We start from the raw sequence: 6,870 nt of genomic DNA on the forward strand, positions 1-6,870 counted from the left end.
GGTCTTGAACATGCGATTCGTCATACCGAATCGTACACTCGTTCACCCAAACGGCTAGGATTCTTGCCCAACCTCTGCGCTCCATCCGGGCTACGGATTTGTCGCATCCCTATACGCCCCGCGCGAGCAGGGCCTTGAAGTCGGCGCGTGCACGCTGCGCCTCGGCGCGCGCGACGTCTGAGGCATCGCCCATGCCGAAATAGCCGTGGATCAGGCCTGGGCCCTCATGGTGTTTCACGCGCACGCCGGCGGCCTCCAGTGCCCGCGCGTAGGCCGCGCCTTCGTCGCGCAGCGGATCGAACCAGGCGGTGGTCACGACGGCGGGCGCGACGCCGGCGAGGGATGCTGCGCGCAGCGGTGAGACGCGCCAGTCCGAAGCATGGCCGGGATCGGCGAGATAATGACCGCAAAACCATTCCATCACCGCGCGGGAGAGGAAGTAGCCGTCGGCATTCTCGGCGCGCGAGGGATAGCGCGCGTTCTCGCGCGCATCCGCATAGCTGCCGAGGACGTCGGTCACGGGATAGACCAGCAATTGCGCGGCGAGCTTGATGCCGGCGTCACGGCAGGCGATCGCGGTGGTCGCCGCGAGATTGCCGCCGGCGCTGTCGCCGGCAACGCCGAAGCGCTTTGCATCGCCGCCAAATTCCGCGACGCGGTTGAAGATGTCACTCACCGCGGCGAAGGCGTCCTCGAAGGCGCCGGGGAAGCGCGTCTCGGGCGGGCGGCGATAGTCGACGGAGACGACGACCGCGCCGGTCTCGATCGCGAGGTTGCGCGCCTGCCGGTCGTGGGTTTCGAGATCGCCCGCGACCCAGCCGCCGCCATGGAAGAACACCACGGTCGGTGCCGGCGTGGTGCCGACCCGATAGACGCGTGCATCGAGCGGGCCGGCGCCGCCGTTCACCTTGATATCCTGTACGCTGTCGACGGGCGGTGGAGGGATGGCGGCGCGCGAGGCAGCCAGTGCGCGCAAGGAATCGCGGGCGCTCTGTGGCGTCATGACCGCAGGATCGCGCATCGGCATGAGCGGAATGATCTCGGCGATCACAGGATCGAGCGGCGCGGCCATGACAGGTCCTCCAGGGTTCTTGGTCTTGCTTGCGGGTTAGCATAGATTTTGCGCGCCGCATCGGCAACCGGCGGTTCTAGCGCAACGCCGGACGAAATGGGCAGGGAGGTCTTGAGGTGGAATTCGAAACGCTGGTCCAGTCGCGCCGCAGCGTGCGCGGCTTCAGGAACGAGCCGGTGCCGCGCGCAGTGATCGAGGCGATCATCGAGAGCGCCAAGCGCGCGCCGTCGTCGATGAACACCCAGCCCTGGCATGTCCACGTGCTCACCGGCAGACCGCTGGAAGAGGTGCGCCGCCGCAACATGGAGGAGATGATCGCCGGCGCCAAGGTCAGGCGCGACATCGTCAGCCATGGCGAGTACCAGGGCGTGCACCGCACGCGACAGGTCGACATCGCCAAGAAGCTGTTCGGCGCGATGGGGATCGCGCGCGACGACAAGCCGATGCGCCAGGACTGGGTGCTGCGCGGCTTCCGCCAGTTCGACGCCCCGGTCTCGCTGGTCTTGACCTACGACCGCGTGCTCGATCCCGGCGCGGTCTGCCATTTCGATCTCGGCGCGCTCTGCTACGGCATCGTGCTCGCGGCGTGGGATCGCGGCCTCGGTTCGGTGATCAACGGACAAGGCATCATGCGCTCCGATATCGTGCGCGAGGTTGCGAAGATTCCGGAGGACGAGGTGATCATGACCTGCGTCGCGATGGGCTATCCCGACGACGGCTTTGCCGCGAATGCCGTTCGCTCGGACCGCGAACTTAACGAGGAGTTCGTGCGGTACGTGGGTTTTGCCGATTAGCACGACGAAGAGGAGATTGTTCTCTGGCGAAAGTTTTTTTGGTGCGGAGTCGCTGGCAAGCTCTTGCAATCTCGAAGGGGCGGGAGGAACAATATGCAGACTGAGAGGTTTGTTGCTGGCGCGAGGGAATTGAGATGCGGCGGCTGGCTAGCCTGGTTCGATGGTTTTTCGGTCCGCGAGTGCGGCGCCCGATCGATGATGATCCAAGTCTTCCTTTCACACCCGAAGAGTTCGGCCGGCTGATCCGCAGCGGCAAGCACGAGGACATGAAGCTGCTGGCTGACGGGCTGGCCTGCCGCTCCATTCCGCACCGCGCGCAATACCGCGCGACGCACTAGCCGGTTTTGCGGCGCCGTCGCTGCGCTCACCTCGTGAGCGCGACCGGTTTGAACGCGGTCACCAGCGCCTTCTCCAGCTTTCCGGCCATCCCGCGCAGTATGTCGTAAGCTTCCGCGCGCGGCATGGTCGGCTTGTAATGCCGGTGCTCGATGAGCGCTGCGAATATGTCGGAAATCGTGAGAATTCGCACGATGTCGCCAATGGTTTCGGCGCAGAGGGCATCCGGATACCCGCTCCCGTCGAGATATTCGTGATGATGACGCACGGCATCGAGGATCTCCGGCGAAATCTTGCCGTGACCCTTCAGAAACTCGTAGCCAGCGGCCGGGTGGGTCTCGATCACGGCGCGCTCTTCGGCATCGAGACGGCCCGGCTTGTCGAGGATGGCGAGCGGGATCTGCGCCTTGCCGATGTCGTGGAACATGGCCGCCGAGTAGAGGCGCTCCAGATCGGCTCTTCCGACGCCGAGGCTCAGACCGAAGTCGATGGCGACACCGGTCACGATTAGGCAGTGCTGATAGGTTCCTTCGTGATGGCGCCGCACCGTCGTGAGCCATTCCGACAGACCATGCTCAGTGATGCGATCGGCAATCTGGCGGCCGGCTTCCTTGGTGCCGTCCACGTCGAGGGGTTGGTCGAGGGTGACCGCCGTGAACATCGAGGCGAACGCGGTTGCCCCGATCTCAGCTGCGTCGTCAAACTGTGCAGTCTCGCCTGACGAGGCAGAGGACGGATCGGCCGGATCAGACAGCGCCAACAGCAATTTGGCCCGGCTGATCGTGCCGGGCAGGACGAGCGTCGCTCCAAGCGCATAGGCTTGCGAAACGCCGACGTGAGACGTGTCCTCGATGAGGAAGATCCGCTTCTTCGCTTTGGCCAATTTGCCGGCCCGTTTCTTGATGGCCGCGATGTTGTCGAGGTCGCGAAGCTCTGCGCGGATGACGATGGCGAACGGAACCTGCGACAGCTTGGCCTCGGCGTCGAGCCGTTCGCCCGCGATGGCGAAACGCTCCTCGAGAATCGAGCAGACACGCGCCAGCTTGTCGGACGTGTCGGCCAGCACATGCACGAAGGGGCGGGCCTCCTCGGCATCCCGGATGCCGTCACGATCGAGGGGCCTGTGCGTGGTTCGCGGGTTCTGCACGGTTTGACCTGGAATGTCGTGGGGTCCAATGTGCGGGATGAATTCTCGGCCTATTTGCTTCCGGCGGAATTCCGCGTAGCGGTTGCCGGCGCGCTCGCCGGCTTCTTCTTGCCGCCTGCGGTGACGAAGTGGAGTCCCGCGGTGGTGCCATCGATCCAGACCAGTTCGCAGCGCCGAAAGGCGAGCCCCGTCGATGACAGCACCATGAAGAATTCCTTGGCCTGGAGCACGTCCAGCGTACCCTCGACCTCGACCTTCGCACCTGTCTGCGATACGTCGAGCAGAACACAGCTGCGCCGCCAAGTGCCGTCTGAGCCCATCAGGTTGACGGGCTGCCGGTGATCCATCCGAACGCGCCCCGCCTTGCGGCCATCGAATCTCATTGCTTGTCCCCCAATCTTGCGCTGCGATGTGCCCTATCGTTTGTCTTGGCGTTTGCGGTGATTTCCCCCCAGCGCACCGTCCATTGGCTGGTCGACAGAAGCAGCGTGTCGAAGATCCGTTGCGCGCGTTCGCGCTCGGCAAAGGAAAGCCGTCGGCCGCTGCGGTTGCTCAGGATGGCCAGCGTGGTCTGCCAATTCAGCCGCGAAGCGCGGCAGGCCATGACCAGACCTTCGCAATCCTCATCGGCCATGATGTGCTCGATGATGTCGAGCGGCGCCCCCGAGAGCACCGACAGTGCCGTGAACAGATTGGCGGTCTCGCCGCGGATCGCGAAGCGGTTGACGGTGGAATCGTTGAGCTTGCCGACGCGGTTGAGGGCGACGATCTCCGGCCTCGCGCTCGCATAGGCCGCCTGGCAGGGCAGCTTGGGCGGTGCCAAGGTGGCAGTTGCGCTCGATGTCGCGTTGTACGGCGGCGTTGATGAGGCGTTGAGCTTCGCCGGCCTTTCCTGGCCCTTGGAGGCGGACAGCAGTTTCCGCACGATGAGCTCGGGCGTATCTGGCCTGAGCGCGAGCGCCTTCGTGATCTCGTCGTCCTGCCCGGCTCGGGCGATCAGCGTGGAATAGGCGGCCTCCGAGAGCTTGGCCCCGGGATTACCGATCAACGCAAGGTGGACGGCGCGGCCTCCGCTCTTGATCAGCGCCTCGGTCAGCGGCGGCTCGACGCGCTCGCGGGCGGCGATGGCGCATCGTTGCCGTTCGCCGCCCGAGGTGGCGATCGTCTCGAGATCGACCCTGGAGAGGGTCTTCGATTTGAGCAGGACAGGGCACGCCACGTCCGGATCGCGGTGTGCGGCAAGACGCAGCAAGGTCTTCGGCGGAGCCGCCTTGAGCTCGGCAAGCGCGGTGCTGAGTTGAATCAGGGCACAGGCATCAACCCGTTCTGCCAATCGCAGAAGAACGCCATCGACCACATTGGCAAGCAATTGCTGAGGCCCGTCACGACTGCAGGTAAGTAGCTGTATAATACCGGCGAGGATGCGACCGCAGCGATCCAGCGGGCACGTTGCGACCGCATCTTCCAACTCGACCAGAATATCAGCAGGCGAGTTTGCCATCATGGCAGGAGCCTGAATCGAAATAACTTTGACGATTTAACGAAGACTATTGCGCCTCAAAGGTGTTAATTTTTGATTTTAGAAATTAAATGCCGGGGTATTTATGCACCGTCGAATTTTCGGAAAATGCTATCGAAATTTGGCAAGACTTGACGCACCAGCTTGTCCTTTCACCTGGACCCTTCCCAACTGATCGCAACACATTAGGATTGATTCTTCAGGTCCGACGGGAAACAGAAGGGGGAAGCGAACCGGTACCGCTGCCGGATGCACACGTCGGTTACGACGGTGCATTTCATATTGCCATGAACAGCATTGATGACGTGCCGAGGTTGGCACCAAAGATATTCCGCTTTTCAGACGTCGACGAATTTCGGAACGCCATACGAGGCCTGGATTTCGAGTTCACGCCTTTCGTACGAAGAATTTCTGCCGAGCAGACCATTCTGTCGCTGCCCGGTTGCGACGTAAATTTGACGCGCGCATTTCCGCGCGTGGTTGACGGACAACTCATCGAGAGTTGCACGGCGATCGGGTTCACGATGGATGACCTGGATGTTCCTATTCGGTTCAATGGCGCGCAGCGCGCGCGCCCAGTCGTCGTCATTGGCAGCGGCGGAGCCGCCTACACGAGCATCGAGGAAGTGCAGCGGCAAATTGCCTCGGTGATGTTCAGGCCGGAGGTGACGGACCGCGGCTGGCCACGAGTAACCCTGAGCTTCCAGATTTTCGAAACGACCGCCGCGAGCCTCGCCCGATTGCGCGGCGTGGTTCACGAGGTGTTGGTCGCGGCGTCAGAGCCCATAGACGCATCAGACGTGCCGCTCAAGGCAGCCGCAATGAAGGAATCCCTGCTTGCAGCTGTTGACGGCGCATTTGAGAGCGTTGTCCGCGCGCGATGGACCGCGCTGCCCAATGATGAGCGGCACTTCAAGATGTTCCAGGACATCCGCGCGCTGCTGTCCGATGATCTCTCACAGCCGATCTATAGCGAGGAGATTGCGCGCAAGCTCGGCCTGTCCGTGCGCACCATGCACGACGTCGTCCGCCGCTATCGCGGCATGAGCCTGCACCGCTATTTGCGCCTACGCCGGCTGTGGCTGGTGCGACGGCGGCTGCTCGCCGGGGCGGACAGCGTCAAGGCCGTGGCGCTCGCCTTCGGCTTCTGGCATCTCAGCGATTTTTCCCGAAGCTACCGTGACCAGTTCGGCGAGACGCCATCGCAAACGCTGGAGCGCGGACGCGGGCGATAATTTGACAAATCGAGTAGGGCCGAGCGCCGGTTTCGTGCTACCGTTCGACCATGAGCAATCGCATTCTCGTCCTCTACGGTTCCTACCGTTCCGACCGCATGGGCATCCGCCTTGCGAATTTCGTCATCAATCGTCTGCGCAGCCGCGGCGAGGACGTCGAATTCATCGACGCCAAGGCAATCGGTCTGCCGATGCTCGACCGCATGTACAAGGAATATCCCGAGGGCTCGGCGCCCGAGGCGCTCGAGAAACTGGCCGGACAGATCCGCGGCGCCGACGGATTTGTTTTTGTTACCGGCGAGTACAATTGGGGCATCCAGCCCGGCCTGAAGAACCTCACCGACCATTTCCTCGAAGAGTGGTTCTGGCGTCCGGCCGCGATCGCGAGCTATTCCGCCGGCCGACTGTCCGGCGCACGCGCCGCGACGGCCTGGCACGGCACGCTGTCGGAAATGGGCATGGTGGTGGTGTCGAGCACCATCGGTGTCGGCCCGATCGCGCAGACGCTGTCGGCCGACGGCGAGCCGGTCGGCGAGGGCGGCAAGGCGCTGGAGCGCTCGTTCCCGCGCTTTGCCGATGATCTTGCGTGGTGGATCGAGGCGGCGAAAGCACAGCGCGCGCGCAAGCCGCCGCCTTATTGAGGCGGTGAGTCCCGTAGCCCGGGTGGAGCGAAGAGGTTGGGCAAGAATCCTAGCCGTTTGGGTGAACGAGTGTACGATTCGGTATGACGAATCGCATGTTCAAGACCGGGGTGAGCCGGGATCAGG

The 6,870-nt window shown here is 63.3% G+C and carries 8 protein-coding genes; 4 read left to right on the forward strand and 4 right to left on the reverse strand.

What is annotated here, in order from left to right:
* Positions 1 to 109 precede the first annotated feature (109 nt).
* A complete protein-coding gene (locus tag BLV07_RS45505) occupies positions 110 to 1,072 on the reverse strand; it encodes an alpha/beta hydrolase (protein ID WP_091899112.1) in 963 nt (320 codons plus the stop codon).
* Between the two features lie 116 nt (positions 1,073 to 1,188).
* On the opposite strand from BLV07_RS45505, the gene BLV07_RS45510 reads away from it, so the two are divergent.
* A complete protein-coding gene (locus BLV07_RS45510) occupies positions 1,189 to 1,866 on the forward strand; it encodes a nitroreductase (RefSeq protein WP_091899113.1) in 678 nt (225 codons plus the stop codon).
* A 134-nt stretch (positions 1,867 to 2,000) separates the two neighbouring features.
* A complete protein-coding gene (locus tag BLV07_RS45515; protein WP_091899114.1) occupies positions 2,001 to 2,204 on the forward strand; it encodes a hypothetical protein in 204 nt (67 codons plus the stop codon).
* Positions 2,205 to 2,230: 26 nt separating this feature from the next.
* Here BLV07_RS45515 and BLV07_RS45520 read toward each other — a convergent pair whose 3' ends face one another.
* Genes BLV07_RS45520 through BLV07_RS45530 form a run of 3 tightly spaced genes read right to left on the reverse strand, consistent with a single transcriptional unit; the run spans position 2,231 to position 4,853 of the window.
* A complete protein-coding gene (locus BLV07_RS45520) occupies positions 2,231 to 3,349 on the reverse strand; it encodes an HD-GYP domain-containing protein (protein ID WP_091899115.1) in 1,119 nt (372 codons plus the stop codon).
* Between the two features lie 50 nt (positions 3,350 to 3,399).
* Entirely contained in the window at positions 3,400 to 3,732 is a 333-nt protein-coding gene (locus tag BLV07_RS45525) for a PilZ domain-containing protein (protein WP_091899116.1), read from the reverse strand.
* Positions 3,729 to 4,853, reverse strand: a complete 1,125-nt coding sequence (locus tag BLV07_RS45530) for a DUF2336 domain-containing protein (RefSeq protein WP_091899117.1) — start codon at positions 4,851 to 4,853, stop codon at positions 3,729 to 3,731. The genes BLV07_RS45525 and BLV07_RS45530 overlap by 4 nt, the downstream gene beginning before the upstream one ends.
* Positions 4,854 to 5,155: 302 nt before the next feature.
* Between BLV07_RS45530 and BLV07_RS45535 the strand changes: the two genes are divergently transcribed.
* A complete protein-coding gene (locus BLV07_RS45535; protein ID WP_091899118.1) occupies positions 5,156 to 6,103 on the forward strand; it encodes an AraC family transcriptional regulator in 948 nt (315 codons plus the stop codon).
* A 50-nt stretch (positions 6,104 to 6,153) separates the two neighbouring features.
* Positions 6,154 to 6,744, forward strand: a complete 591-nt coding sequence (locus BLV07_RS45540; RefSeq protein WP_091899119.1) for an NADPH-dependent FMN reductase — start codon at positions 6,154 to 6,156, stop codon at positions 6,742 to 6,744.
* Positions 6,745 to 6,870 lie beyond the last annotated feature (126 nt).

It is taken from the genome of Bradyrhizobium sp. Rc2d, assembly GCF_900099855.1.
In the GTDB taxonomy this organism is placed as follows: Bacteria; Pseudomonadota; Alphaproteobacteria; order Rhizobiales; family Xanthobacteraceae; genus Bradyrhizobium.